Source organism: Mycolicibacterium wolinskyi str. Jessa 2025 (genome assembly GCF_049241375.1).
Classification (GTDB): domain Bacteria; phylum Actinomycetota; class Actinomycetes; order Mycobacteriales; family Mycobacteriaceae; genus Mycobacterium; species Mycobacterium wolinskyi.
Genome location: NZ_CP185960.1, coordinates 3,721,557 through 3,747,698, shown reverse-complemented (window position 1 = coordinate 3,747,698; position 26,142 = coordinate 3,721,557). Strand labels below are relative to the sequence as shown.

Annotated in this window: 20 protein-coding genes; 13 read left to right on the top strand and 7 right to left on the bottom strand. The window is 67.5% G+C overall.

The features are described 5' to 3' along the window. The first annotated feature begins 108 nt into the window (after positions 1-108). Positions 109-1,857 (top strand): 2-isopropylmalate synthase, encoded by a 1,749-nt coding sequence (locus ACOI2T_RS18535; protein ID WP_458127395.1) that lies wholly within the window; start codon positions 109-111, stop codon positions 1,855-1,857. Here the strand turns inward: ACOI2T_RS18535 and ACOI2T_RS18530 are convergent. Next, positions 1,844-2,308: a peroxiredoxin gene (locus ACOI2T_RS18530; protein ID WP_409506119.1), complete on the bottom strand. Its 465-nt coding sequence runs from the start codon at positions 2,306-2,308 to the stop codon at positions 1,844-1,846. The two genes, ACOI2T_RS18535 and ACOI2T_RS18530, sit on opposite strands and share 14 nt — an antisense overlap. 62 nt (positions 2,309-2,370) lie before the next feature. On the opposite strand from ACOI2T_RS18530, the gene ACOI2T_RS18525 reads away from it, so the two are divergent. The 12 genes from ACOI2T_RS18525 to ACOI2T_RS18470 all read left to right on the top strand — a co-directional run bounded on the left by ACOI2T_RS18525 (position 2,371) and on the right by ACOI2T_RS18470 (position 19,122). Then, positions 2,371-3,912, top strand: a complete 1,542-nt coding sequence (locus tag ACOI2T_RS18525) for an anthranilate synthase component I (RefSeq protein WP_067845503.1) — start codon at positions 2,371-2,373, stop codon at positions 3,910-3,912. After that, positions 3,909-4,514, top strand: coding sequence for a TIGR02234 family membrane protein (locus tag ACOI2T_RS18520; RefSeq protein WP_409506118.1), 606 nt, complete (start codon positions 3,909-3,911; stop codon positions 4,512-4,514). Before ACOI2T_RS18525 ends, ACOI2T_RS18520 begins: the two co-directional genes overlap by 4 nt. An 83-nt stretch (positions 4,515-4,597) precedes the next feature. Further along, a complete protein-coding gene (gene trpC, locus ACOI2T_RS18515) occupies positions 4,598-5,416 on the top strand; it encodes an indole-3-glycerol phosphate synthase TrpC (RefSeq protein WP_067845511.1) in 819 nt (272 codons plus the stop codon). 35 nt (positions 5,417-5,451) lie between these two features. Further along, positions 5,452-6,714, top strand: a complete 1,263-nt coding sequence (gene trpB, locus ACOI2T_RS18510; protein WP_409506117.1) for a tryptophan synthase subunit beta — start codon at positions 5,452-5,454, stop codon at positions 6,712-6,714. Beyond that, positions 6,714-7,502, top strand: coding sequence for a tryptophan synthase subunit alpha (gene trpA, locus ACOI2T_RS18505; RefSeq protein WP_067845515.1), 789 nt, complete (start codon positions 6,714-6,716; stop codon positions 7,500-7,502). The genes trpB and trpA overlap by 1 nt, the downstream gene beginning before the upstream one ends. Further along, positions 7,499-9,793: a prolipoprotein diacylglyceryl transferase gene (gene lgt, locus ACOI2T_RS18500; RefSeq protein ID WP_409506116.1), complete on the top strand. Its 2,295-nt coding sequence runs from the start codon at positions 7,499-7,501 to the stop codon at positions 9,791-9,793. The genes trpA and lgt overlap by 4 nt, the downstream gene beginning before the upstream one ends. Before the next feature lie 27 nt (positions 9,794-9,820). Beyond that, positions 9,821-10,237 carry a TM2 domain-containing protein gene (locus ACOI2T_RS18495; protein WP_409506115.1) on the top strand — a complete coding sequence of 139 codons (417 nt, stop codon included), beginning with the start codon at positions 9,821-9,823 and terminating at the stop codon, positions 10,235-10,237. After that, positions 10,227-10,640, top strand: a complete 414-nt coding sequence (locus tag ACOI2T_RS18490; RefSeq protein ID WP_409506114.1) for a DUF2752 domain-containing protein — start codon at positions 10,227-10,229, stop codon at positions 10,638-10,640. The genes ACOI2T_RS18495 and ACOI2T_RS18490 overlap by 11 nt, the downstream gene beginning before the upstream one ends. An 84-nt stretch (positions 10,641-10,724) precedes the next feature. Beyond that, positions 10,725-15,281, top strand: coding sequence for a glutamate synthase large subunit (gene gltB / locus ACOI2T_RS18485; protein WP_409506113.1), 4,557 nt, complete (start codon positions 10,725-10,727; stop codon positions 15,279-15,281). Next, positions 15,274-16,776 carry a glutamate synthase subunit beta gene (locus tag ACOI2T_RS18480; protein ID WP_409506112.1) on the top strand — a complete coding sequence of 501 codons (1,503 nt, stop codon included), beginning with the start codon at positions 15,274-15,276 and terminating at the stop codon, positions 16,774-16,776. Before gltB ends, ACOI2T_RS18480 begins: the two co-directional genes overlap by 8 nt. A gap of 27 nt (positions 16,777-16,803) precedes the next feature. Next, the gene (gene pyk / locus ACOI2T_RS18475; protein WP_409506111.1) at positions 16,804-18,222 is read left to right on the top strand and encodes a pyruvate kinase; all 1,419 of its coding nucleotides are present in this window, start codon (positions 16,804-16,806) and stop codon (positions 18,220-18,222) included. Between the two features lie 33 nt (positions 18,223-18,255). After that, complete coding sequence (locus tag ACOI2T_RS18470; RefSeq protein ID WP_409506110.1) at positions 18,256-19,122, top strand: acyl-CoA thioesterase II; 867 nt, start codon at positions 18,256-18,258, stop codon at positions 19,120-19,122. A 6-nt stretch (positions 19,123-19,128) separates the two neighbouring features. On the opposite strand, the gene ACOI2T_RS18465 is transcribed toward ACOI2T_RS18470, so the two are convergent. From ACOI2T_RS18465 to ACOI2T_RS18440, 6 genes are all read right to left on the bottom strand, one after another. Continuing rightward, entirely contained in the window at positions 19,129-19,710 is a 582-nt protein-coding gene (locus ACOI2T_RS18465; protein ID WP_409506109.1) for a DUF4190 domain-containing protein, read from the bottom strand. Between the two features lie 10 nt (positions 19,711-19,720). Beyond that, complete coding sequence (locus ACOI2T_RS18460; protein ID WP_409506108.1) at positions 19,721-21,253, bottom strand: ATP-binding cassette domain-containing protein; 1,533 nt, start codon at positions 21,251-21,253, stop codon at positions 19,721-19,723. Next, the gene (cydD, locus tag ACOI2T_RS18455; protein WP_409506124.1) at positions 21,240-22,796 is read right to left on the bottom strand and encodes a thiol reductant ABC exporter subunit CydD; all 1,557 of its coding nucleotides are present in this window, start codon (positions 22,794-22,796) and stop codon (positions 21,240-21,242) included. Before cydD ends, ACOI2T_RS18460 begins: the two co-directional genes overlap by 14 nt. 50 nt (positions 22,797-22,846) lie before the next feature. After that, entirely contained in the window at positions 22,847-23,896 is a 1,050-nt protein-coding gene (gene cydB / locus ACOI2T_RS18450) for a cytochrome d ubiquinol oxidase subunit II (protein WP_409506107.1), read from the bottom strand. 11 nt (positions 23,897-23,907) lie between these two features. Continuing rightward, the gene (locus ACOI2T_RS18445) at positions 23,908-25,371 is read right to left on the bottom strand and encodes a cytochrome ubiquinol oxidase subunit I (RefSeq protein WP_067845533.1); all 1,464 of its coding nucleotides are present in this window, start codon (positions 25,369-25,371) and stop codon (positions 23,908-23,910) included. 96 nt (positions 25,372-25,467) lie between these two features. Then, positions 25,468-26,070, bottom strand: a complete 603-nt coding sequence (locus tag ACOI2T_RS18440; protein ID WP_067845539.1) for an HdeD family acid-resistance protein — start codon at positions 26,068-26,070, stop codon at positions 25,468-25,470. Positions 26,071-26,142: the final 72 nt, after the last annotated feature.

The window sequence follows — 26,142 nt, the reverse complement described above, 5'->3', positions numbered from 1 at the left end:
TGACGCGCGTCCTTCTCCTTAGCCGCCGCGGCGGGGCCTGAATCGACCGGCCCCCTGCCGTGGGGCTGTTTCGCGCCGGTCGAACTCCAACCGACCGAAAGCGGCCTCATGACCATTTCTGCTTTTCCCACCATCGACACCCCGGCCGGTGACGTCCCGGCCGCCGCGCCGGCGTGGAACCGGCAGCGGCATTCCCAGATGCCCTCGCACCGCTACGCGAGCGTGTACGACCGCGTCGAAGTTCCACTCACCCAACGGGTTTGGCCCACCGCCCGGATCACCGCCGCGCCGTTGTGGGTACCGGTGGATCTGCGCGACGGTAACCAGGCCCTCGCCGAACCGATGGATCCCGCCCGCAAGCGCCGGTTCTTCGAACTGATGGTGGCCATGGGCTACAAGGAGATCGAGGTCGGCTACCCATCGGCCTCACAGACCGACTTCGACTTCGTCCGGGTCTTGGCCGAATCCGACATCGCGCCGCCCGACGTGACCATCGTCGTGTTCACCCCGGCACGCCGCGATCTGATCGAGCGCACGGTCGAGTCGATCGCAGGCATCCGCAACGACGTCGTCATTCACATGTACACGGCCACCGCCCCGACGTGGCGTGACGTGGTGCTGGGCAAGGATCGCACTCAACTGCGCGAATTGATCCTGGCCGGCGGGCGTGACGTCCTGGAATTCGCCGGTGATCTGCCCAACGTCCGGTTCGAGTTCTCGCCCGAGGTGTTCAACCTCACCGAGCCCGACTATGTGCTCGATCTGTGCGACGCGATGACGGAACTGTGGCAGGCCACGCCGCAGCGTCCCGTGATCCTGAATCTCCCGGCCACGGTCGAGGTCGCCACGCCGAACGTCTACGCCGATCAGATCGAGTACATGCACCGCAACGTGTCTCGCCGCGACAGCGTGATCCTGTCGGTGCATCCTCACAATGACCGGGGCACCGGCATCGCGTGCGCGGAGCTGGCGGTGCTGGCCGGTGCGCAGCGCGTGGAGGGGTGCGTGTTCGGCAACGGTGAACGCACCGGGAACGTCGACATCGCGACCCTGGCGTTGAATCTGCATGCGCAGGGCGTGGATCCGATGATCGACTTCTCCGACATCGACGAGATCGCCAGGACCGTCGCGCACTGCACACGGATGCCGATCCACGAACGCCATCCCTACGTCGGGGACCTGGTGCACACCGCGTTCTCCGGCACGCACCAGGACGCGATCAAGAAGGGAATGGCCGAGCATCGCGAACGCGCTGCGGCAATGGGTCGCGAGGAACGTGAAATCGATTGGCGCGTACCCTATTTGCCGATCGATCCGGCCGACATCGGGCGTAGTTACGACGCCGTGATCCGGGTGAATTCGCAGTCCGGCAAGGGCGGCATCGCCTATCTGCTGCTCACCGAGTTCGGAATGGACCTGCCCCGGCGGTTGCAGATCGACTTCGCGCGTCATGTGCAGGGGCACGCCGACGAGAGCGGCGCCGAGATCACGGCCGCTGAGCTGTTCGACCTGTTCGAGGCGGCCTACCTGGAGTCGGGCGGTCCGGTCGAACTCAAGGATTGGCACACCGGTGGCGACGGCGCCGAGGCCGTCACCGAGTTGACCCTCGTCGCCGATGGCCGCACGGTGTCCAGCACGCACCGCGGGATCGGGCCGGTGGACGCACTGACGGCCGCGCTGGCCGACATCGGACGGCCGATCGAAGTGCTCAGCCTGACGCAGCAGTCGATCGGCAGCACCGCGGTCACCTACCTGGAGTACCGCTCCGACGGTGACACCGGCTGGGCGTGCGGTCGCAGCGATTCGGTGCTCGCGGCGTCGATGGCCGCGGTGCTGCGCGCCGTCAACGCGCCTTGAGCACCTCCAGCGCCTTGTCGGCGTGGGTGTCCATGCTGATCTCGCTCGAGATCACCTCGAGGACGGTGCGGTCGGTGTCGATGACGAACGTGGTCCGCTTGACCGGCATGAGTTTGCCGAGCAGGCCACGCTTCACGCCGAACTGGCCGGCCACCTTGCCGTCGGCATCCGACAGCAACGGGTAATCGAAGCGCTGGATGTCGGCGAACTTGGCCTGCTTGGCGACCGGGTCGGTGCTGATGCCGACCCGGGTCGCGCCGGCGGCGGCGAACTCCGCGGCCAGATCTCGGAAGTGACAGGCCTCTTTGGTGCATCCGGGCGTCATCGCCGCCGGATAGAAGAACAGCACGACGGGGCCGTTGGCGAGCAAACTTGTCAAGCTTCGGATTGTGCCGGTCTGATCCGGCAGTTCGAACTCGGCGACGGTGTCACCCGTTCTGATAGGTGTCATGGCCGCCCACGCTACGCCGTCTGGATGCCAGCACGGTGCCGGCGGTCTGGGAGGATTGAACCGTGCAAATCACCGCCAACGGGGCCGCCGGCTCGCTCGCAGTCACCACGTCCCGCGAGGACTTCCGGGCGCTGGCTGCTGAGCACCGGGTCGTGCCCGTCACCCGCAAGGTGCTCGCCGACAGCGAGACGCCGCTGTCGGCCTACCGCAAGCTTGCCGCCAACCGCCCCGGGACCTTCCTGCTGGAATCCGCGGAGAACGGCCGGTCGTGGTCGCGCTGGTCGTTCATCGGTGCCGGCGCGCCGTCGGCGTTGACCGTGCGCGACGATCAGGCGGTATGGCTGGGAACGGCGCCCAAGGGCGCACCCAGCGGCGGCGATCCGCTGCAGGCCCTCGCCGCGACGCTGGAGTTGTTGAAGACCGAGTCCATGGCGGGGCTGCCGCCGCTGTCGTCGGGACTCGTCGGATTCTTCGCCTACGACATGGTGCGCCGGTTGGAGCGGCTGCCGCAGCTCGCCGTCGACGATCTCGGGCTGCCGGACATGGTGCTGCTCCTCGCCACCGACATCGCCGCCGTCGACCACCACGAGGGCACCATCACCCTGATCGCCAACGCGGTCAACTGGAACGGCACCGACGAACGCGTCGACTGGGCCTACGACGATGCCGTCGCGCGTCTCGATGTGATGACCAAGGCGCTCGGCCAGCCACTGCCGTCGGCCGTCGCGACCTTCAGCCGCCCCGCGCCCGCGCATCGCGCCCAACGCACGGTCGAGGAGTACACCGCGATCGTGGAGAAGCTCGTCGGCGACATCGAGGCCGGGGAAGCGTTCCAGGTGGTGCCCTCGCAGCGGTTCGAGATGGATACCGCCGCCGACCCGCTCGACGTCTACCGGATGCTGCGGGTGAGCAACCCCAGCCCCTACATGTACCTGCTGAACGTGCCCGATGCCGATGGGGGACTGGACTTCTCGATTGTGGGCTCCAGCCCCGAGGCGCTCGTCACGGTCAAGGACGGGCGCGCCAGCACGCATCCGATCGCCGGGACCCGGTGGCGCGGGAGCGACGAGGAAGAAGACGTGCTGCTCGAAAAGGAGCTGCTGGCCGACGAGAAGGAGCGCGCCGAGCACCTGATGCTCGTCGACTTGGGCCGCAACGACCTGGGCCGGGTGTGCCGGCCGGGCAGCGTGCGGGTCGAGGACTACAGCCACATCGAGCGCTACAGCCACGTCATGCACCTCGTGTCAACCGTGACCGGCGAGCTTGCCGAGGGCAAGACGGCGCTGGACGCGGTGACGGCGTGCTTCCCCGCTGGAACGCTGTCGGGGGCGCCGAAGGTCCGGGCGATGGAGCTCATCGAAGAAGTCGAGAAGACGCGCCGCGGGCTGTACGGCGGTGTGCTCGGCTACCTCGATTTCGCGGGCAACGCCGATTTCGCGATCGCGATCCGCACGGCATTGATGCGCAACGGCACCGCCTATGTGCAGGCCGGCGGGGGAGTCGTCGCCGATTCCAACGGGCCGTACGAGTACACCGAGGCGTCCAACAAAGCCAAGGCCGTGCTGAACGCGATCGCCGCCGCCGACACCTTGGCCGAACCATGATGCGGGTAGCGCAGGTCTTGCTCGTCGTCGCGGCCCTGGGGCTCTGGGTGGCCTCGCGCATGGACTGGGTGCAGGTGAGCTCGTTCGACGGGTTGGGGCAACCCAAGAGCACCGACCTCAACGGCGCGACCTGGTCGACGGCGTTGATCCCGCTCGCCTTGCTGGTGCTGGCGGCCGCGGTCGCGGCACTGGCGGTGCGCGGGTGGCCGCTGCGCCTGCTCGCGGTCCTGGTGGCAGCCGCGAGCGCAGGCATGGGTTACCTCGCGATCAGCCTGTGGGTGATCAAGGATGTCGCGGTGCGCGCCGCTGACCTGGCGTTCGTGCCCGTCGCGCAGCTGACCGGGACGCAGCGGTACTACGGCGGCGCGGTCATCACGCTGGTCGCTGCGGTGTGCGTGCTCGCGGGTGCGGTGCTGCTCATGCGGTCGGCGAAGGGCGCGCAGCGCCGGGTGTCGACGCGCTACGCCGCGCCCGCCGCCCGCCGGGCCGCGACCCGGCAGGATTCCGACGAACCGCTGTCGGAGCGAATGATCTGGGATGCACTGGACGAAGGTCGCGATCCGACCGGCGACCAGACCGATACGGACAACAAGGGTCGGTGACAGATGAAGGTGCGGCGGCGGTTACCCTTCGAGGGAGGTCAACCGGGATCGTCCCGGTCACACCGGAAAGGAATCGACGGGCGATGAGTTCGGCCACAGTGCTCGACTCCATCATCGAAGGAGTCCGTGCCGATGTTGCCGCCCGCGAGGCCGTGACAAGCCTTGCCGAGATCAAGGAGCGGGCGAAAGCCGCACCGGCACCGTTGAACGTGATGGCCGCGCTGCGCGAGCCGGGCATCGGTGTCATCGCCGAGGTCAAGCGGGCAAGCCCGTCGCGCGGCGAGCTGGCCAACATCGCCGATCCGGCCGAGCTCGCGCAGGCCTACCAGGACGGTGGCGCACGGGTCATCAGCGTGTTGACCGAACAGCGGCGGTTCAACGGCTCACTCGACGACCTCGACGCGGTGCGCGCAGCGGTGTCAATTCCGGTGCTGCGCAAGGATTTCATCGTCAAGCCGTATCAGATTCACGAGGCCCGCGCGCACGGCGCCGACATGCTGTTGCTGATCGTGGCGGCGCTGGATCAGTCGGTGCTCGAATCGCTGCTGGAGCGTACCGAGTCGCTCGGGATGACCGCTCTTGTCGAGGTGCACACCGAAGAGGAGGCGGACCGGGCGTTGCAGGCCGGTGCCACCGTCATCGGGGTCAACGCGCGCGACCTCAAGACGCTCGAGGTCGACCGCGACTGCTTCGCACGCATCGCGCCCGGCCTTCCGAGCAACGTCATCCGAATCGCGGAGTCCGGCGTTCGCGGCACCGCCGACCTGTTGGCCTACGCCGGCGCGGGTGCCGATGCCGTGCTCGTCGGCGAAGGTTTGGTGACCAGCGGGGATCCCCGCAGCGCGGTCGCCGATCTGGTCACCGCCGGCACTCACCCGTCCTGCCCGAAACCGGCTCGCTAATCGGCCATGAGCCGCTTGCACGAAGAGACAAACTGATGGCGGATCTCGCCGGCCCTGAACTTCCGCGCTCGAGCGCTGGGGTGGCCGAACGCACTGTCCACGATCCCGACAACCGCGGGCATTTCGGTTCGTATGGCGGCCGACTGGTGCCCGAGGCGCTGATGGCCGTGATCGAAGAAGTCACCGCGGCCTACGAGAAGGCCCGGGGCGACCAGGCTTTCCTCGATGAGCTCGATCGGCTGCAGCGCCACTACAGTGGCCGCCCGTCGCCGCTGTACGAGGCAACCCGGCTGTCCGAGCACGCCGGCGATGCACGTCTCTTCCTCAAGCGGGAAGACTTGAACCACACCGGATCTCACAAGATCAACAACGTGCTGGGCCAAGCCCTGCTGGCCAAGCAGATGGGCAAGACGCGCGTCATCGCCGAGACCGGGGCCGGCCAGCACGGGGTGGCCACCGCGACGGCCTGCGCGCTGCTCGGGCTAGAGTGCGTGATCTACATGGGCGCAGTCGACACCGCGCGCCAGGCGCTCAACGTCGCTAGGATGCGTCTGCTCGGCGCAACCGTGGTCGCGGTGCAGGCCGGGTCGAAGACCCTCAAGGACGCCATCAACGAAGCGTTCCGGGACTGGGTGACCAACGCCGACGAAACCTACTACTGCTTCGGCACCGCGGCCGGGCCGCATCCGTTCCCGCTCATGGTGCGTGACTTCCAGCGGGTCATCGGGCTTGAGGTGCGGGCGCAGATCCAGGAGCAGGCCGGCCGGCTTCCCGATGCCGTCACCGCGTGCGTCGGCGGTGGTTCCAACGCGATCGGTGTCTTCCACGCGTTCATCGACGACCCAGGCGTTCGGCTGATCGGCTACGAGGCCGCCGGCGACGGCGTCGAAACCGGCCGCCACGCCGCAACTTTCACAGGTGGGACACCCGGCGCGTTCCAGGGATCGTTCTCCTATCTCCTCCAGGACGAGGACGGCCAGACCATCGAATCGCACTCGATCTCGGCCGGCCTCGACTATCCCGGAGTCGGACCCGAGCACGCCTATCTCAAGGACATCGGACGGGCCGAGTACCGGCCCGTCACCGATTCCGAGGCGATGGACGCCTTCTCGTTGCTGTGCCGGACCGAGGGAATCATCCCGGCCATCGAATCGGCGCACGCGCTGGGCGGCGCCCTCAAGCTAGGGCAGGAACTGGGCTCTGGAGCGATCATCGTGGTGAACCTGTCCGGGCGCGGGGACAAGGACGTCGAAACGGCGGCCAAGTGGTTCGGCTTGCTCGACGAAGGGGAGTCCTGATGAGCCGGCTGGCCGAACTGTTCGACACCTGCCGCGCGGAGGGCCGCGCCGCCCTGATCGGCTATCTGCCCACCGGGTTCCCCGATGTGCCGACGTCGATCGCGGCGATGACCACGATGGTCGAATCCGGTTGCGATCTGGTCGAAGTCGGCGTGCCCTACTCCGATCCCGGCATGGACGGGCCGACGATCGCCGCAGCCACCGAAGCCGCACTGGCCGGCGGTGTCCGGGTGCGCGACACCCTGGCCGCGGTTGAGGCGATCAGCAACGCCGGCGGTCGTGCGGTCGTGATGACCTACTGGAATCCCGTGCTGCGCAAAGGAGTTGACACCTTCGCCCGCGACCTGGCCGCGGCAGGCGGCTACGGGTTGATCACCCCGGACCTCATCCCGGAGGAAGCCGACGAGTGGTTCGCGGCCTCCGAGGCGCACAAACTGGACCGCATATTCCTGGTTGCGCCGTCCTCGACCCCGGAACGGCTCGCCGCCACGGTGCAGGCTTCCCGCGGATTCGTCTACGCCGCATCGACGATGGGCGTCACCGGTGCGCGTGACGCGGTGTCGTCGGCCGCCCCCGAGTTGGTGCGCCGGGTGCGCGAGGTGTCCGACATCCCGGTCGGCGTCGGGCTCGGGGTGCGCTCCGGTGAGCAGGCCGCCCAGATCGGTTCCTACGCCGACGGCGTGATCGTCGGTTCCGCCCTCGTCTCGGCATTGCAGAGCGGACTCGATTCCGTCCGCGCACTGACCGAGGAACTGGCCAACGGTGTTCGGCAAAGGATTTCGGCTTGACCACAACCGTGCTCGCATACCTGCCCAGCCCCGCACAGGGGGTGTGGCATCTGGGGCCGGTGCCGATCCGCGCGTACGCGCTCTGCATCATCATCGGCATCGTCGCGGCGTTGATCATCGGCGACCGACGCTGGCAGGCGCGCGGCGGCGAACCAGGCGTCATCTACGACATCGCGTTGTGGGCAGTGCCGTTCGGCTTGATCGGCGGCCGGCTCTATCACGTCCTGACCGACTGGAACACCTATTTCGGCCCCACCGGCAAGGGCCTCGGGGCGGCCTTCCAGGTGTGGGAAGGCGGCCTGGGAATCTGGGGCGCGGTGGCGCTGGGTGCCCTGGGCGCCTGGATCGCCTGCCGTTTGCGCGGAATTCCGTTGCCCGCGTTCGGGGACGCGATCGCGCCCGGCATCATCCTGGCCCAGGCGATCGGCCGGCTCGGCAACTATTTCAACCAAGAACTGTTCGGCCGGCCCACGACACTGCCGTGGGGGCTGGAGATCTACGAACGGCTCAATGCCGCCGGGGGCCGTGACGAGCTCAACGGGGTGTCCACCGGCCAGGTCGTCGCCGTGGTCCACCCCACGTTCCTGTACGAACTCCTGTGGAACGTCCTGATTTTCGCCCTGTTGATCTGGGCGGACCGCAAATTCAACCTGGGTCATGGGCGGTTGTTCGCGCTCTATGTCGCCGGGTACTGCGTCGGCCGATTCTGGATCGAGCTGATGCGCAGCGACTTCGCGACCGAATTCGCCGGTATCCGGGTCAACACGTTCACGTCGACGTTCGTGTTCATCGGCGCGGTCGTCTACATCATGCTTGCGCCCAAGGGCCGTGAAGATCCGGCAACCCTTGCCGGCAAGCGCGCCGAGACCGAGGAATCACCGGTCGACGAGGTCGGCAAGGAATTCGTCACCGCGGCTGCAACAACCGGCGTGGTGGCAGCGGCCGCCGTCGCCGGGAAGAGTGAGGCCGACGACGCCGCAGCAGTCGGCGACACCGATGCCGACCATATGCACACGGACGAAGTCGTCACGGACGACAGCGTCGATGCCGCCGCGGCAGTCGAGCTCAAGGCCGTCGCCCCCGAGCCCGACCACGAGGATTCGGTCGAACAGCTCGATGAGGACGAGGTCACCGAAGCTACGCCCGAGGTCGGCGTGGCCGAGGCGACCGAGCTGGACACCGAAGGTGCGCCCGCCGAACCCGAAGCGGAAGAACAGACCGAAGGAGAGCCTGACTCCGACGAGACGGACGCGGCCGAGCCGCCTTCCGAGGGCGACGAAGAACCCAGCGAGGACGGCGAGCCGGAGGTCGAGGGCGCACCCACTGCAACGGAAGCAGAAGACGAGTCCGCTGAGATCGCCGAGTCCGACACCGAGGCCGACGAGTCCGCGCTCGACACCGAGGGCGCACCCGCCGAGCCCGAGGCGGAGGCCGAGGCCGCCGCGTCGCAGGAGTCCGACGTAGAAGCCGACGCCGAGGCGACCGAACTCGATACCGAGGCCGCACCCGCCGAGCCGGAGGCGGAGGACGAGGCGCCTGAGGCGGCTGAGTCTGTTGAGCCGGATGGTGAGGCCGAGGTGTCCGACGTCGTCGCGGAGTCGTCCACCGAGACCGAAGACGAAGAGCCGGCCGGCGACGCCGAGGCCGACGCCGAGGCATCTACGGACGGCGAAGCGGAGGGCGAGCCCGCCGCTGACGAGACCGGCGAGCCCGCAGACGTCACCGAAACCGTCGACGAACCCGAGCAGACCGAGCCGGAAGACGAAGAGCAGACCGCCGAGCCCGAGGCTGAGCCCACTGAGTCGACTGAGCCGGCCGAGGAATCCGCGCCGGCCGCCGAGGCCGAGCCCACGGAGGCACCTGCGGACGGCGAAGCGGAAGACGAGCCCGCCGCTGATGACGCCGGCGAGCCCGCAGACGTCACCGAAACCGTCGACGAACCCGAGCAGGCCCAGCCGGAAGACGAAGAGCCGGCCGCCGAGGCTGAGGCCGACACCGAGGCACCTGCCGACGGCGAAGCGGAAGACGAGCCCGCCGCTGATGACGCCGGCGAGCCCGCAGACATCACCGAAACCGCCGACGAATCCGAGCAGACCGAGCCGGAAGACGAAGAGCAGACCGACGAGGCCGAGGCTGAGCCCACTGAGCCGGCCGCCGAAGCGGCTACATCAGACGAGGCTGAAGCCGAAACCCCCGTCGCGCAGCCTGCTTCCACCGAGGACGTCGCAGCGCCCGAGCAGGTTCAGCCGGAGGGCGGGCGTTTTCGTCGGTGGTTGCGCCGCAACCGATAACGCCCGACGCTCTGGCATGCTGGCAACATGACCGATCCAACGCAGCCCGGTGGCACCGCTGACGGCGCATCGTCGCCGCCTCCATATCCTCCGCCTGCGGGTTACCCGCCGCCGCCACCTCCGGGGTATCAACCACCTCGGGCCGGCTATGCGCCCGGTTTCGGCGACCCCATCGCCCCGTACGGCCGCCATCCCGTCACCGGCGAGCCGTACTCCGACAAGTCGAAAGTCACCGCAGGCGTCCTTCAGTTGATCGGGCTGATCGGATTCGTCGGCTTCGGCCGGATCTACCTCGGTCAAACCGGGTTGGGTATCGCCCAACTGCTGGTCGGCCTGGTCACATGCGGGATCGGCGCATTCATCTGGGGCATCGTCGACGCGATTCTCATCCTGACCGACAAAGTCCGCGACCCGCAGGGACGACCGCTTCGCGATGGAACCTAGTAGCGCCCTCGGGACGAAGTCCGCGCGCTACGGCGCGCTGGGAGCGGGCGCGGTACTCGTTGGAGGCCTCGCCTATATCGGTCTGGGCGATCCCCATCGTCCGGGTTTTCTCTTTCCGCCGTGCCCGTTCAAGGCGCTCACCGGGTGGGACTGTCCGGCATGTGGCGGCCTGCGGATGACGCACGACCTGCTGCACGGCGATATCGGCGCGGCAGTGGTCGACAACGTGTTCTTGCTGGTCGGGCTGCCGTTGTTGGCGGTATGGATCGTGGCGCGATGGCGTATGGGCCGCAGGCCGTTCCCCGCCCCCGCTGTGGTGGTTGTGCTGCTCGCGATCGTCGCCTGGACCGTCGTGCGAAACGTTCCGGGGTTCCCGTTGGTGCCGACTGTGATTGCGGAGTAGTCGCCGACCTGCGCTGATACACTAGAAATTCGGGCCGGTGCAGTCCCGGGACCAGCAAGTTCCAGACTGCGGAGGTGCGAGCCAGTGCTCTTCTCGGCATTGCCAGACGCGCAGGGTCTCTACGACCCTGACAACGAAGCCGACTCTTGCGGCGTTGCCATGATCACCGATATTCAAGGCCGCCGTTCCCACGGCATCGTGTCGGACGGGTTGATCGCACTCGAACATCTCGAGCACCGTGGCGCGGCCGGAGCCGAACCGAACAGCGGCGACGGCGCCGGAATTCTCCTGCAGTTGCCGGTCGAGTTGCTGCGCGAGACCGTCGATTTCGAGCTGCCGCAACCGGCCGCCGACGGCGACAACACGTTCGCCGCCGGTATCTGTTTTCTGCCGCAGGACCCGGTCGCGCGCAACGCCGCCCGCGATCGGATCGAGGCCATTGCCGCCGAGGAAGGCCTGGAGGTACTGGGCTGGCGGGCACTGCCGGTCGACCCGGACGGTGCCGGCATCGGGACGACGGCGCTCGGCTGTATGCCGTACATGGCGCAGTTGTTTGTCGCCGCCCCCGAGGTCGCGGGCAGCCGGCCGAGCGGCATCGAACTGGACCGCCGGGTCTACCCGTTGCGCAAGCGGGCCGAACAGTCCGACGTGTACTTCCCGTCGCTGTCGAGCCGCACCATCGTCTACAAGGGCATGTTGACGACCCTGCAACTGCCCCAATACTTTCCGGACCTCCGTGACGAGCGGTGCCAGAGCGCCATCGCCATCGTCCACAGCCGCTTCTCGACCAACACGTTCCCGTCATGGCCACTGGCCCACCCGTTCCGGTTCGTCGCCCACAACGGGGAGATCAACACCGTGCGTGGCAATCGCAACCGCATGCATGCCCGCGAGGCCATGCTGGCAAGCGCGCGGATCCCGGGCGATCTGAGCCGCCTGTCGCCGATTTGCACTCCGGACGCATCCGATTCGGCGTCCTTCGACGAGGTTCTGGAGTTGCTTCATCTCGGCGGCCGCAGCCTGCCGCACGCGGTGCTCATGATGATCCCCGAAGCGTGGGAGAACAACACCACGATGGATCCGGCCGAGCGCGCGTTCTGGCAGTACCACGCGTCGTTGATGGAACCGTGGGACGGGCCCGCCTGTGTCACATTCACCGACGGAACCGTCGTCGGTGCGGTGTTGGATCGCAACGGTTTACGGCCCGGACGATGGTGGCGCACGGTCGACGACAAAGTCATCCTCGCCAGCGAGAGTGGTGTGCTCGACGTGCCATCCGGCGAGATCGTCGCCAAGGGGCGGTTGCAGCCCGGCAAGATGTTCCTGGTCGACACCGCGGAAGGCCGCATCGTCTCCGATGACGAGATCAAAGAGCGGCTTTCGTCGGCCGAACCCTACGGGGAGTGGTTGCACGCCGGGCTGCTGGACCTCAAAACCCTGCCCGATCGGGCCAGGGTCCAGCCGAACCATGAATCCGTCGTGCGACGTCAGATCGCGTTCGGCTACACCGAAGAAGAGCTGCGGATACTGCTGACCCCCATGGCCGCATCGGGCGGGGAGCCGCTCGGTTCGATGGGCACCGACACGCCGACCGCGGTGTTGTCATCACGGTCGCGGCTGCTCTACGACTACTTCGTCGAACTGTTCGCACAGGTGACCAATCCACCTCTGGACGCCATTCGCGAAGAGGTCGTCACCTCGATGGCGCGCGTGATGGGGCCCGAGGAGAACCTGCTGGAGCCCACGGCCGCATCGTGTCGGCAGATCGTGCTGCGGTGGCCGGTGCTCGACAATGACGAACTCGGCAAGATCGTCCACATCAACGATGACGGTGAACACCCTGGCCTGCGGACCACCGTGCTGCGGGCGCTTTACGACGTCGAGCGCGGCGGGGAGGGACTGGCCGAGGCGTTGGAGGACCTGAGGCTGCGGGCCTGTGAGGCGATCGCCAAAGGCGCTCGCACATTGGTGATCTCCGACCGGGATTCCGATCACACCCGGGCGCCCATTCCGTCGCTGTTGGCCGTCTCTGCCGTGCACCATCACTTGGTGCGCACCAAGGAACGCACCAAGGTGGCGCTCGTGGTGGAGAGCGGGGATGCCCGCGAGGTGCACCACATCGCGATGCTCATCGGATTCGGTGCGGCCGCGGTCAACCCGTACCTGGCATTCGAGTCGATCGAGGACCTCATCCGCGAGGGCGAGCTCACCGGGATCGAATCGGCCACCGCGGTGCGCAATTACGTCAAGGCGCTCGGCAAGGGCGTGGTCAAAGTGATGAGCAAGATGGGCATCTCCACGGTCGCCTCCTACACCGGCGCCCAGGTGTTCGAGGCGATCGGCCTGGACCGCGAGGTCGTCAGCGAGTACTTCGCGGGCACGACGAGCCAACTCGGCGGTGTCGGGCTGGATGTCCTCGCCGAGGAGGTCAAGCTCCGGCATCGACGCGCCTACCCGGAGAACCCGACCGAACGCGTGCACCGCCGGCTCGAGGTGGGCGGCGAGTACGCGTTCCGGCGCGAAGGTGAGCTTCATCTGTTCACCCCGGAAGTGGTTTTCCTGCTGCAACATTCGACCCGTACCGGGCGCCATGACGTCTTCGCCCAGTACTCCGAGGAGGTCGATCGGCTGGCTCGCGAGGGCGGGGCGCTGCGCGGCCTGTTCGAATTCAAGAAGGGGCTGCGCCCACCGGTTCCACTCGACGAGGTGGAGCCGGTCGAGTCGATCGTCACGCGGTTCAACACGGGAGCCATGAGCTACGGCTCGATCTCGGCCGAAGCCCACGAGACCATGGCCATCGCCATGAACAATCTCGGCGGGCGGTCCAACAGCGGTGAGGGCGGCGAAGACGTCGACCGGCTCTACGATCCGCGCCGCCGCAGCGCCGTCAAACAGGTGGCGTCGGGACGTTTCGGCGTCACCAGCGATTACCTCGTCAACGCAACCGACATCCAGATCAAGATGGCCCAGGGCGCCAAGCCCGGCGAAGGCGGCCAGCTTCCCGGCTACAAGGTGTATCCCAACATCGCCAAGACCCGGCATTCGACGCCGGGGGTGGGCCTCATCTCGCCGCCGCCGCATCACGACATCTACTCGATCGAGGATCTGGCCCAGCTGATCCACGATTTGAAGAACGCCAACGCCAACGCGCGCATCCACGTCAAGCTGGTCAGCAGCGTTGGCGTCGGAACGGTGGCGGCGGGGGTCTCCAAGGCGCACGCCGACGTGGTGCTCATCTCCGGGTACGACGGGGGCACCGGTGCGGCGCCGCTGACATCGCTCAAGCACGCCGGGGCGCCGTGGGAGATCGGCCTGGCGGACACCCAGCAGACGTTGGTACTCAACGGTTTACGGGACCGCATCACCGTGCAGTGCGACGGCGGCATGCGGACCGCACGCGACGTGATCGTGGCGACGCTGCTCGGCGCGGAGGAGTTCGGCTTCGCCACCGCGCCTCTGGTCGTCTCGGGCTGCATCATGATGCGCGTCTGCCATCTGGATACCTGCCCGGTCGGCGTTGCCACGCAGAATCCCGAACTGCGCGCCCGGTTCAACGGAAAGCCGGAGTTCGTGGAGAACTTCTTCACGTTCATCGCCGAGGACATCCGGCGCTACCTCGCCGAGCTCGGTTTCCGCAGCATCGACGAGGCCGTCGGGCATGCCGAGGTCCTCGATACGGCACCGGGCGTGGCGCATTGGAAGAGCCGCGGGCTCGACCTCAGCCCGATCTTCGCGATGCCCACCGATGCGCACGGCGGCAAGCTCACCCAGCGCCGCCGCCTCCGCGCGCAGGACCACGGTCTGGAGCAGGCGCTGGACCGCACTCTGATCCAGCTCGCCGAAGGTGCCCTCGAGGATGCGCATCCGGTTCGCCTGGAACTGCCCGTCCGCAACGTCAACCGCACGGTCGGCACACTGCTGGGCTCTGAGGTCACGCGCCGTTTCGGCGCGGCGGGCTTGCCGGACAACACGATTCACATCACCCTGACCGGATCCGCCGGCCAGTCGATCGGGGCGTTTCTGCCGCCCGGGGTCACCATCGAGCTGATCGGCGACGCCAACGACTATGTCGGCAAGGGGCTTTCCGGTGGGCGCGTGATCGTGCGCCCACCCGACGACGTGCTGTTCTTGCCAGAGGACAACGTCATCGCGGGCAACACCTTGCTCTACGGCGCGACGTCGGGGGAGGTGTTCCTGCGCGGCCGCGTCGGAGAGCGGTTCTGCGCGCGGAACTCCGGGGCGCTGGCCGTCGTCGAGGGCGTCGGTGACCACGCGTGTGAGTACATGACCGGCGGTCGCGTCGTCATTCTCGGCAAGACCGGGCGCAACCTGGCGGCCGGTATGTCGGGTGGCATCGCCTACGTGCTCGGGCTGGATCCGGCGCGGGTCAACCCCGAAATGGTGCAACTGCAGCGCCTGGAGCCAGAGGACCTGGCCTGGCTGCACGACGTCGTCGCCAGACACGCTCAACACACGGGCAGCACCCTGGCCACCTCGATCCTGTCCGACTGGCCAAGGCGCAGTGCCCAATTCACGAAAGTCATGCCCACCGACTACCAGCGCGTGCTTCAGGCCACCCGGATGGCCAAGGCCGAGGGACGCGACGTAGACAGCGCGATCATGGAGGCCAGCCGTGGCTGATCCGACCGGATTCCTGCGAGTACCCAAGATCGAGGCCGCCAAGCGGCCGGTCGACGAACGCGTCGGCGACTGGCGCGAGGTGTACGAGCGCCAGGATCCACACGAACGTGCCGGGGAGGTGTCGCAGCAGGCGCGCCGATGCATGGACTGCGGAATTCCGTTCTGTCACTCGGGGACTGCGGGCTGTCCGCTGGGCAACCTGATCCCGGAGTGGAACGACCTGGTGCGCCGGGGACGGTGGGACGCGGCCAGCGATCGCCTGCACGCCACCAACAACTTCCCGGAGTTCACCGGACGGCTGTGTCCGGCGCCGTGTGAGGCGGCCTGTGTGCTGTCGATCGCCGAGGAACAGACCGGCGGCAGCGTGACGATCAAACGCATCGAACAGACCATCGCCGACCAAGCCTGGATGGACGGCACCGTGGAACCGCAACCCGCCGCGATCTCGACGGGGAAGAGCGTCGCGGTGGTGGGATCGGGCCCCGCGGGTCTGGCTGCGGCCCAGCAACTTACGCGTGCGGGTCATGACGTCACGGTCTATGAGCGCGACGACCGGCTCGGCGGCCTGCTGCGCTACGGCATCCCGGAGTACAAACTCGAGAAGTCGGTCCTCAACCAGCGGTTGGCTCAGATGAGGGCGGAGGGCACCCGGTTCGTCACCGAGTGCGAGGTCGGCGTCGACGTGACCGTCGAACAGTTGCGAAACCGCCACCAGGCGGTCGTGCTCGCCGTCGGTGCGTTGCGGGGCCGCGACAACGACGTGCCCGGACGCGAACTCGACGGGGTGCACCTGGCCATGGAGCACCTCGTGCCTGCCAACCGGGAGTGCGAAGGCGATGGCGCCTCACCCATTTCCGCTGCGGGCAAGCACGTGGTGATCATCGGCGGCGGCGACACTGGCGCCGACTGCCTCGGAACCGCCCACCGTCAGGGTGCGGCCTCGGTCACACAGTTGGACTACAACCCCGAACCGCCAGAGGCCCGTGACGAGACACTCAGCCCATGGCCGACCTGGCCGCTGGTGCTCCGGACATCCCCGGCTCACGCGGAGGGTGGCGCGCGGCATTTCGAGGTCGCCGTGCAACGGTTCATCGGCGACGACAAGGGCCACGTGCGGGCCGTTGAGATCGCCGAGGTGCGGGTCACGCGCGACGCCGACGGCCGCAGGCAGATCACGCCCGTAGGGGATTCACTGCAGATACCGTGCGATCTCGCTCTGCTCGCGATCGGTTTCGAAGGTGTCGAACACATGGCGCTGATCGATGACCTGGGACTCACGCTCAACCGGCGGGGCGCGTTGAGCTGCGGGTCGGACTGGCAGACCGACGCGCCGGGCGTGTTCGTCTGTGGGGACGCGCACCGCGGAGCGTCACTCGTGGTGTGGGCGATCGCCGAAGGGCGCAGCGCGGCGCACGCGGTCGACTCCTTCCTCATGGGCGAGTCCGACCTGCCGTCACCTGTGCGTCCCGGAGCCCTCCCGCTGTCCGTCGTCTGAATCGATCAACGACTATGCTCAGGAGACGTGAGCAGACGCGGAAAGATCGTTTGTACGCTTGGCCCGGCCACTGGCACTGACGAGACCGTCAGGGCCCTGGTCGAAGCCGGGATGGACGTCGCACGGCTGAACTTCAGCCACGGCGACTACACCGACCACGAGGCCGCCTACAAGCGGGTTCGGGCGGCCTCGGACGCCACCGGTCATGCGGTGGGCATCCTGGCCGACCTGCAGGGACCCAAGATCCGGCTGGGCCGATTCAAGGACGGCCCGACGTACTGGGCGACCGGCGAGACCGTGCGCATCACCGTCGACGACTGTGAGGGAACGCACGACCGGGTGTCGACGACCTACAAGCACCTCGCGGCCGACGCCGCGAAGGGTGACCGGCTGCTCGTCGACGACGGCAAGGTCGGCCTCGTCGTCGACCAGATCGACGGCAACGACGTGGTCTGCACCGTCACCGAGGGCGGTCCGGTCAGCAACAACAAGGGGTTGTCGCTGCCGGGCATGAACGTCTCGGTCCCCGCGCTGTCCGAGAAGGACATCGACGACCTCGAGTTCGCGCTGCGGCTGGGCGTCGACCTGATCGCGTTGTCGTTCGTGCGTTCGCCCGCCGACATCGAGCTCGTCCACGAGGTGATGGACCGCGTCGGCCGGCGCGTACCGGTGATCGCGAAGCTCGAGAAGCCCGAAGCGGTCGAGAACCTCGAGGCGATCGTGCTGGCCTTCGACGCCGTCATGGTCGCCCGCGGTGACCTGGGCGTCGAGCTGCCGCTGGAGGAGGTGCCGCTCGTGCAGAAGCGGGCCATCCAGATGGCGAGGGAGAACGCCAAGCCGGTCATCGTCGCGACGCAGATGTTGGAGTCGATGCTGGAGAACTCGCGGCCGACCCGGGCCGAGGCCTCCGACGTGGCCAACGCCGTGCTCGACGGCGCCGACGCCGTGATGCTGTCCGGCGAGACCTCGGTGGGCAAGTACCCGCTGGAGGCGGTCAGGACGATGGCCCGCATCATCAAGGCCGTCGAGGACAACTCCGTGGTGGTGCCGCCGCTGACCCACGTCCCGCGCACCAAGCGCGGCGTGATCTCCTATGCGGCCCGCGACATCGGCGAACGGCTCGACGCCAAGGCGCTCGTCGCGTTCACCCAGTCGGGCGACACCGTGCGCCGGCTCGCGCGCCTGCACACCCCGCTGCCGGTGCTGGCGTTCACCGCACTGCCGGAGGTCCGCAGCCAGCTCGCGCTGACGTGGGGCACCGAGACGTTCATCGTGCCGCAGATGAAAAGCACCGACGACATGATCCGGCAGGTCGACAAGTCGCTTCTGGACCTCGGCCGGTACAAGCGCGGTGAGCTGGTGGTCATCGTCGCGGGTGCGCCTCCGGGCACAGTAGGCTCCACGAATCTGATCCATGTGCACCGCATCGGGGAGGACGACGTCTAGCGCTGCGACAAGGGGCGCACGAAAAGGAGCTCAGTGTCACACTCGGATTTCGCGGAGCTGCTGGCGGTTCTCGATCTCAATCGCATCGACGACAACCTGTTCATCGGCTCGCATCCGAGCAAGAATCCGGTGCGCACCTTCGGCGGCCAGATGACGGCGCAGGCGTTTGTCGCGGGCAGCCGGTCGCTTGACCACAAGCTGGCCCCGAGCGCGTTGTCCGCGCATTTCATCGCAGGGGGAGACCCCGAGAAAGATCTGGAGTTCCACGTCGTCCGGTTGCGAGACGAACGTCGTTTCGCCAACCGGCGCGTGGACGTCATGCAGGATGGCCAGCTGCTGACCACCGTGATGTTGTCGTACATGAACGGTGGCCGCGGGCTGGAGCACAGCGTCCCCGCGCCGGACGTGCCGCATCCGGACACCCTGCCCAAAATCGACGAACTACTGCGCGGCTATGAGAAGACCGTGCCGTTGTTCGTCGAGGCGCTGCGTCCGATCGAATGGCGCTACACCAACGATCCGGCGTGGGTGATGCGCGACAAGGGTGGCAAGCTCGACCACAACCGCGTGTGGCTCAAGACCGAGGGCTCCATGCCCGACGACCCCGTGCTGCACGCGGCCGCGCTGGTGTACTCGTCGGACACCACCGTGCTCGACTCCATCATCACCACCCACGGGCTGTCGTGGGGTTTCGACCGGATCTTCGCGGTGACGATGAACCACTCGGTGTGGTTTCACCGCTCGATCCGATTCGACGAGTGGGTGCTGTACTCGACCGCGTCGCCGGTCGCCGCCGAATCTCGCGGGCTCGGTACGGGGCACTTCTTCGACATATCGGGCGCGCTGTTGGCGACCGTCGTCCAGGAAGGCATCGTCAAGTACTTCCCGGGCGCGAAGTAGCGGCGCTCAGCGCGTAGGCGTCGGGGTGACGCCGAACTCGTCCTCGAGACGATCCTGGAAGGTCTCTTCGCAGCGCTGCTGGGCGGCCTGGTCGTTACCGGCTTCCTGCATGCAGCTGAGGTAGTCCCGGCCGCCGATGTCTTCGAACCAGCGCCCGCCGAGACTCGCCCATATGCCGATGAACACGAGTGACAGCACGACGGCGATGGCGCCCAGCACGATTCCGGTGATCGCCACGCCACCGTTGGTGGCCTCGCCGCGCTTGGCGCGGCCATGCCCGATGAATCCGAGCACCACCGCGATCGCACCGAGCACCACTCCGCCGATCACCGACCACACGAGGACCAGCCCGATGATCGCGGTGACCAATGCCGCGATGCCCAACCCGTTGTTGGGCCCCGTCGAGGGCCGGTACGGCTGCTGCGGCGGATAGGCACCGTAGGGCGGTGCAGGCGGATAACCACCGGGATAGGTGCCGTAGGGGTACTGCGGAGACGGCGGCGGAGGTGGCGGGGGTGGCGGGGGTGGCGGGGGTTGGGCCGGTGGAGGTGCGTCCGACCCGGGCACGTCGGCTCGCTCGTCGCTCATGTGTTTGAGGCTACTCGCCGACGGCGGCGCCGAGTTGTGGACAGCGAATCACCGGGCAGTCGGTGTCGGCCGGGAGGTGATGGGTGGCCACGACGACGGTGCGGTCGGCCGGCACCAACGCACCGGGGGTGAGCAGGTCGGTCAGGAACTGTTGGCCGTCAGCGGCATCCAGGTTCTCGGTGGGCTCGTCGAGCAGGACGATGGGGAAATCCGAGACGAGCACCCTGGCCAGCAGCAGACGGCGACGTTGACCCGCAGACACCGCCGCCGCGCCGCCGACCAGAACGGTGGACAACCCGTCGGGTAATCCGCTGAGCCAGTCCGTCAGGCCCACGCGGTGCAGCGCCTCGACTAACTCGGCGTCGGTGGCGTCACCGCGGACCACCAGCAGGTTGTCTCGCACCGTCGTCTCGAACAGGTGCGCGTCCTCGGCGAAAAACGCTGCCCGGCACGAGGATTGGTTGAACCTCTCGGCCATCGCCATCAACATCGTCGTCTTGCCGGAGCCACTCGGTCCGATCACGGCGAGCCGGCCGCCCTGGGGCAGGTCGACCGCGGGCACCCGCGGCCGTCGGCGACCGAGACTGTCCGGTGCGATCAGATCGTGCAGGCGTCGTGCCGCGATCCGTGACCGGGTGAGCTGCACCGCGGCGTCGGGCAGCGCCGCGGTCGCCTCGAAGGCCGACAGCGGCAACAACATCAGGATCGCCACGGTCGTCGGTGCGACGGCAGGCGCCAGCGCGATTCCCGCGATCGCAGCCCCGAGCACGCTGGCGCCGATCGCCGCACTCGGCATCGCCCCCGCGACAGCGGCCGGGGCAGCGGCGCGGTCGGCGGCATCGCCCCAGTTGCGGTGGTGGCGTTCGGCGGTCGTGATGATCTCATCCAGGCGACCGCTCACGCGCAACTCCGGCGCGTATTCCAGGGCGAGCATCGTCGCGGTGTCGCGGCTGGCCCGATGTTGTGCCGCAACGGATTCGGCAGCGGACACCGCACGGGCAGCGACTGCGGGCGCCAGCACCCCGGCGACCAGCAGGCACAGCGCGAGAACCACGGCGGCGACGGGGGAGATGATGGCGATGACCCCGACGGCGGCGCAGCTGAGTACGGCCGCCACCACAATCGGTAGCAATGCGCGCACGAGGACGTCGGACAGCTCGTCGACGGACGCGCCGACGCGCGCCACCAGTTCGCCGCTCGGCAGCCGCATGGCGTCGTCGGCCGGTGCGTCGGCGAGCTTGCGGTACAAGCCGGTACGGGCGTTGGCCGCGGCCCGCAGTGCGGTGTCGTGGGACGCGAGCCGCTGGCAGTACCCGAGCACGCCGCGCGATATGCCGAGCGCACGCACCGCGACCACGGCCACCGTCAGATCCAGGATCGGCGGCATCTGCCAGGCGCGTGTGATCAACCACGCGGAGATACCGGCCAACGCAAGCGCGCTGCCCAGTGACAACACCCCGAACAGGCTCGCGAGCAGGAACCGGCCGACCCGCGGCCGCAGCAGGTCGACGGTGAGCCGAAACAGCGGATCAGCGCGGTACAAGCAGATCACCTACCGCCAATTGCCGGTCGCCGATCGCCAATACGGGATCACGGTGCCCGACCACCAATACGGTCGCGCCCGCGCGGGCCCTGGCCACGATCGCGGCGAGCACGCGTGCCTCAAGATCGGCATCGAGGTGCGCGGTGGGCTCGTCGAGCAAGAGCACCTGCGCCGACGAGCCGAGCACCCGGGCCAGGCCGAGTCGCTGCCGTTGTCCCAGCGACAATCCGACACCGTCACGGCCGAGCCGCGTCTGCAAACCTTCGGGCAGGTCGTCGAGCACATCATCGAAACCGGCGTCGCGGCAGGCCTTGTCGAGATCGCGGATGGGGCCGAGCAACTCGAGGTTGTCGCGCAACGTGCCGGGTATCAACACGGGACGGTGCGGCAGCCAGGCAACCTGACGCCACCACGACGGCAGATCGAGCTCTCCGACCTCGACGCCGTCGATATACACCTTGCCCCAAGGCAATTCGGCCAGACCGAGGATGGCCTGCAGTGCGGTGGACTTACCGGCGCCATTCGGTCCGGTCAGCACGGTGACCTGGCCCGGCCGGATCGCACCGTCGAGACGGTCGACGGTGATCGTCGGTGCGGACGACGCGGGCCTGCGGGTCTCACCGGCGGGCAATTCCGGCGGCGTACACAATCCGAACGCCTGCTCGGCTGCCGTCTTTCCGTCCTGGGCGGCATGGAACGCGGCGCCGACGCGCCGCAGCGGCCAGAACACTTCGGGCGCTAGCAGCAGTGCGGTCAGACCCGCGGCGAGCGTCATGTCGCCGTACACCAGCCGCAGGCCGACACTGACCGCCACCAGGGCCACACCGAGGGTGGCGAGTAATTCGAGGACGAAGGACGACAGGAACGCGATCCGCAGAGTCGCCATGGCCGAACGCCGGTGCGCAGCCGAGAGTTCGGCGATGCGCTGGGCGGATCCCGCTGCCCGACCGACTGCGCGCAGCGTCGGGATGCCCGCGACGAGATCGAGCAGCCGGCCCTGCAGCGTCGTCATCGCCGCGAGCGAGGCCGCCGAGCGTTCGGCGGTGAGCAGCCCGATCAGCACCATGAAGATCGGAATGAGCGGCAACGCGATCAGCACGATGGCCGCGGCCTGCAGGTCGTAGCAGGCAATCACGACGAGCGCCGCGGGCGTGAGGATCGCGGCCAGCACGACGGCGGGTAGGTAGCCGGTGAAGTACGGGCGCAGGCCGTCCAAGCCACGCGTCACCACAACGGCGGCGGCATCGCGCTCGCCAGCCAATTCCCGTGGCGGCCGTGCGGTCACCGAACGCAGCACCTGGCTGGACAATTCACCGATGACGGCGGTGGCGCCACGCTGCGACAGGCGTCCCTGCAGCCACTGCGCGAGCGTCCGCAACAGCCACAGCGCCGCGAGTGTCACGAGTTCGCCGGCCCAGTCGGCCGGCCCGTTCGGGTTGGTGACGACGCCGGAAACGATGTGCGCCAACACCACAGCGGACGCGATCGTGGTGCCCGCGATTGCCACACCACATGCCACGGCGGCCACGAGGTAGCGCCGCAGCGCCGTCGTGGATGCCGTGCCGCCGCGAATGCCGAGCGCGCGCCAGAGGTTCAGACCGACCGCCGGGTGAGTCCGATCGGGTCCGGAATCCGCTCGGCAGAGATCCGCTTGCTGAACACCCAATACGTCCAGCCCTGGTACACGACGACCAGCGGAGCGAAGATCAACGCGGCCCACGTCATGATCTTCAGCGTGTAGGGGGACGACGATCCGTTGTAGATCGTCAGGCTCCAGTCCGGATTGAGCGATGACGGAACAAGGTTCGGGAACAGCGAGCCGAACAACAGGATCACGGCGGCCGCGACGACGATCGTGGTGTAGGCGAACGCCCAGCCCTCGCCTCTGCGGCTGTAGACCCGGGTGACTGCGGCGATTTGCGCGATCACCGCCACGGCAAGCACGTACCAGGTCCAGCTCTTTCCGTACGCCAGCTGTGTCCACAACCCGAACCCGGCAACCAGGGCAGTGGCGGGGATGGCCAGCAGCCCGGCGAACCGGAACGCGTCGCTGCGGATGGTGCCCGAGGTCTTGAGTGCGACGAACACCGCGCCGTGCAGTGCGAACAGGGCACCCGTGGCAAGGCCGCCGAGCAAGGTGTAGGCGTTGAGCACGTCACCGATCGACAGGTGCATCTGTTTGTCGGCGTCGACCGGCATGCCGCGCACCAATCCGGCGAACGCCACACCCCACAGGATCGCGGGCACGAACGAGCCGATGGCGATACCGATGTCGGCCCATCGCCGCCAGCCGGGATCGTCGATCTTGCCGCGCCATTCGATGGCGACGATGCGCACGATCATCGCGCACAGGATCGCCAGCAGCGGCAGGTAGAGCCCGGAGAACACGGTCGCATACATCTCGGGGAACGCCGCGAACATGGCGCCGCCCGCGGTGATCAGCCAGACTTCGTTGCCATCCCACACCGGGCCGATGGTGTTGAGCGCGGCGCGTCGATAGGGCTCGGAGTCCTCGCCGCGCTGTTGGGCGGCGCGGCCGAAGAACGACATGAGCATGCCGACACCGAAGTCGAACCCCTCGAGGATGAAGAATCCGAGGAACAGAACGGCCAGAAGGATGAACCAGAGTTCTTGCAATCCCATCGATTCGCTCCTCAGTAGGCGAACGACAACGGCGCGACTTCGTCGGCGTCCGGTGGGGTCGGCGGCGCGGGTTCCGAGTCGTGTTCGAGCGGGCCTTCCACGACGTAACGCCGGAGCAGGAAGAACCAGATGACCGCCAGCACGGCGTACAGCAGCGTGAAGGCCACCAGCGACAGCAGCACCATGCCGGCCGAATGACCGGATACCCCCTGCGCGACGGTGAGCCGGATGTCTTGATCGCCCGTCGGATTCGGCACGACGACCCAGGGCTGCCGGCCCATCTCGGTGAACACCCAGCCCGCGCTGTTGGCGAGGAACGGGGTGGGGATGGTCAGCAGCGCGAACCAGCCGAACCAGCGCTGATTCGGGATCCGGCCGCCACGGGTGAGCCACAGCGCGGCGAGCGCGAACAATCCTGGGACAGCGAGGAATCCGATCATCGCCCGGAACGACCAGTATGTGACGAACAGGTTGGGGCGGTAATCGCCCGGGCCGAACTTCTGCTCGTACTGTTCCTGGAGGTCCTTGACGCCCTCCAGATGGACGTCGCTGAACTTGCCCTCGGCGAGGAACGGCAACACGTACGGCACTTCGATCAAATGCGTGACGCTGTCGCAGTTGTTGTGCGTGCCGACGGTGAGAATCGAGAAGTCCGGGTCGGTTTCGCTGTGGCACAGCGATTCCGCCGAAGCCATCTTCATCGGCTGCTGTTCGAACATGAGCTTGCCCTGCGCGTCGCCGGTGAAGAACAGCGCGACCGCGGCCACCAGCGTCACCCAGCAGCCCAGTATCGTGGCCGGCCGGTACATGGTGACGGCGTCGTGTGGCGAGTCACCGCCGACACGATGGGACCGCACCATCCACCACGCGCACACGCACGCGACGAAAACCCCTGCGGTCAAGAACGATCCGGCCACGGCATGGCTGAACGCCGCGATGGCCGTGTTGTTGGTGAACAACGCGACGATGCTCGTGAGCTCGGCGCGGCCCGTTTCAGGGTTGAACCGGGCACCCACCGGATGCTGCATGAACGAGTTCGCCGCGATGATGAAGAAGGCCGACATGTTCACGGCCATCGCGACGATCCAGATGCAGGCCAGGTGCACGAGGCGGGGCAGACGCGTCCAGCCGAAGATCCACAGTCCGATGAAAGTGGATTCGAAGAAGAACGCGGCCAGGCCCTCCATCGCGAGCGGGGCACCGAAGATGTCGCCGACGAATCGCGAGTATTCGCTCCAGTTCATGCCGAACTGGAACTCCTGCACGATTCCGGTTGCCACGCCGATCGCGAAGTTGATCAGGAACAGCTTCCCGAAGAACCGGGTCAGGCGGTACCAGCTGTCGTTGCCCGTCACCACCCAAATCGTCTGCATGACGGCGATGAGCGGCGCCAGGCCGATGGTCAGCGGGACGAATATGAAGTGGTAGACGGTGGTGATTCCGAACTGCCACCGTGATACGTCCAATGCGTCCATCTGACCCCACTTCCAAGGTCGCTAGGTCAACCTACGACAAAGTGTAGTAGACATTCGGGGTGCCAACCAGGTTCGGTTCATGACGGGCAGCGTGTGTTAGCTCACCGCAGGCGCGGAAGGAGACGACGGCGACTGCAGGGCCGAACCCAACTTCTTCGCGCCGCTACGGATACCGAACGCCGAGATGACCTCGAAGACACCCAGCACGATCAGCCAGGCACCCACGACGATCGCCAGCGTGGCCAGCGATTCGAACGGTGCCGCGAGCATGACCACGCCGGCCAGCAGGCTGATCACACCGAAGAAGATCTCCCAGCCACGGCCGGGCAGCGTCGGATCGCTGATCGCCGACACCGCGGTGGCCACGCCACGGAACACGAATCCGACGCCGACCCAAATTGCCAGCAGCAGAATCGAATCCTGCAGGCTGCGGAAACACAGCACGGCCAGAATCAGCGCGGCCGCGCCGCTGATGAACAGCAACACGCGTCCGCCGGCCGTCACGTGCAGGCTGAACGCGAAGACAACCTGGGCGATGCCGGTGATCAACAGGTAGGCGCCGAAGAATATGGCCGCCACCAGAATGGTGATGCCCGGCCACACCAAGACGAGAATTCCGAGGATGATCGCGAGGACCCCCGAAACCAGCGTGGCCTTCCACAGGTGCGGCAACAGGCTTGGGGGAGCGGTGGTTTCCATGCAGGCAGTTTGGCACAAACCACATGGGCGAACGCGTATTTTACGGTACGGCTGTGGCGTCGTACTGCGGTC